Genomic DNA, 2,338 nt, shown 5'->3' with positions numbered 1-2,338 from the left:
CTTTAGTTGAGTATACAAAAAACACCTATAGAATGCACTTCTTTTTTTGAAGTGTCCATTCTATAGGTACCATTGTAAATGAGCCATTTTTGTTTCATATCTTCTTCGGCAATCGAAACACCAACACAAAACAAACCACCAACAACGCAATATTCACATACATACTCGTTTGCAGCCCATCTGAAAATGCCTGTGCTTTCGAGTGAGCTGTTGCGTTACCAAGAGTCCTAAAAAATACCGATCCAACAATCGCAATTCCGAACGAAGAACCAACACGTTGCGCCGTATTAAACATGCCACTCGCACCACCGCGCTCTGGTCCAACTACTGTTGAAAGTGTAAAACCATTCAAAGGCGCAATAATCAAGCCACTTCCAAGTCCTGCGGTTAACAATGGTAATGCAAGCCACCACGCTGAAAATACACCATCATGCATATGAAAAACGATAGAAACTGCTGATAGTCCGATTATCACTAGAGTCACACCGATATGCAGTAGCTTTCGTCCGATTTTCATAATAAATCGGTTACTATTTGCTGCGGCTAGCACACTCCCAATTGCAAACGGTGTAATCGCGAGCCCAGATGAAATCGCGGATTGCCCAAACCCAGTTTGCCACGTTACGGATAAAACGAAGAAAATACTCGTAAATGCGGCGAAATAAACTAACGAAAGTAACATTCCGGAGACAAACGGTTGATTTTTAAGCAAATGAGGCGAAATTAACGGCTGATTCCCGCGTTTTGCTTGCCGAACGCTCCACCAATACAATAACAAAAAGAACGGTATCGAGGACGCCATCCAGATGTAATCAACTGACCTGAAACCGGCAGCTCCTCGTGATATAACAGGATATAGCAATAGCAACAAGGCAAGCGTTAACCCCAATACGCCCGGAATGTCGAATCTTACTTTTTCTTTTGGCGCTTCATGTTTTGGCAAGTAAAGCATCGCCAGAACTAAAGTTACTAAAACAATTGGCACATTAACAATAAATACAGCACGCCAACCGTTATCAGGTCCGAATAATTCGATAAGTAGGCCACCAGCAAGCGGCCCAATAGCTGTTGCAACACCGATAACGGAGCCAAGTATTCCGAAAATCTTGCCGAGTTGCTTACCGTGATACAAATCCATGATGACTGCGTTGATTTGCGGGAAGAATAATCCTGCGGCAAGCCCCTGTATTACCCGGGAAATAATCAAGCTTTTCTCGGTCTGTGCGTATCCGGCCGTAATACTCATAATTAAAAATAGCAAAATCCCCAAAATATAAATGTTTTTTCGACCGAATCGATCACCCAATCGTCCAGCCAAAATAAGGACAACTCCGAAGGCCAGCGCGTAGCCTGAAATAATCCATTCAATCGATTCACTAGTGGCATGAAGCGCGGTTGTAATATCAGGTAGTGCAACATTGACAATGGTCGTATCTAGTAAAGATATGAAAGCACCAAGCATAATGGAAATTAGCGCTAATGTTTTTCGCCTATTCGTTTTCTCCATTCTTTAACCTCCTCGTATAGTAAGTTTATTTCCTTCAAGTCAAATTCTAAACGCCTATTCGAAAGTATATGCTATAATCGCTTTAAAATCCAGTTTGTGAAAGGATGCTTTATATGATAAAAAGTGAAAAAGAGATTGTAAGCGAATTTTTTGAAATTGTGCGTTCTGGGAAGGATATTCATCGGGCTTCGGAGTTTATGGCAGAGAAGGTTATTGCGCACCAAGTTCAGGCTGAGGAGGAACATAGCGTGACGCGTTCCCCGCAAAATTACACGGATCATGTGGCGGAAATGCAGGATATGTATGGTGATTTTTCGTTGGAGGTTCAGGAAATACTTGCTGATGAAGCGAAGGTTTATGTGAGATGGCGGCAAACTGGGAGAAGCAAGAGTGGGAAAGAGATTATTGAAATTGCTAGTGCGGTTTATTTAGTAGTGGACGGTAAAATTGTGGAGTATTGGATTCAAATTGATCGAAAAGGGCTGGAATTGCAGCAGTATTGAGTTTAATTTTACAGTCAATTTGAATGGTATTTGTTTTAGTGTTGCAAAAAGAAGGAGAAGTTGTTATAATTGTATTGAAAAGAGAGCTATGCTGATAACATAACTCACCTTAACAAGGTCATATTAAGAATGATTGGCCATTGTTCATAGTAATAAACTATTCAATAGCCGCTCAAGCATGTGAATAGTTTATTTTTTTCGATCATTTTTCATGTAGGTTAACAGGGCAAGGGTGTACATTCCGAACAAAAGCGGGTTTGTCAAGAAAAGTGTGTAATTAAGAAATAGAAATGTAATGTGACACACGGTCCTTGAGAGAATCCAAAAC

At 40.9% G+C, this 2,338-nt stretch carries 2 protein-coding genes; one reads left to right on the top strand and one right to left on the bottom strand.

The genetic code is table 11. From position 1 onward, the window contains the following. Positions 1–94 precede the first annotated feature (94 nt). Entirely contained in the window at positions 95–1,507 is a 1,413-nt protein-coding gene (locus R8925_RS15725; protein WP_430536729.1) for an MFS transporter, read from the bottom strand. A 113-nt stretch (positions 1,508–1,620) separates the two neighbouring features. Here R8925_RS15725 and R8925_RS15720 point away from each other — a divergent pair, with 113 nt between their 5' ends. Beyond that, positions 1,621–2,010, top strand: coding sequence for an ester cyclase (locus R8925_RS15720; RefSeq protein WP_430539464.1), 390 nt, complete (start codon positions 1,621–1,623; stop codon positions 2,008–2,010). The last annotated feature ends 328 nt before the right edge of the window (positions 2,011–2,338 follow it).

It is taken from the genome of Listeria rocourtiae subsp. hofi (genome assembly GCF_963575615.1).
GTDB lineage: Bacteria > Bacillota > Bacilli > Lactobacillales > Listeriaceae > Listeria_A > Listeria_A hofi.
This window is presented reverse-complemented; position numbering and strand designations above follow the sequence as displayed.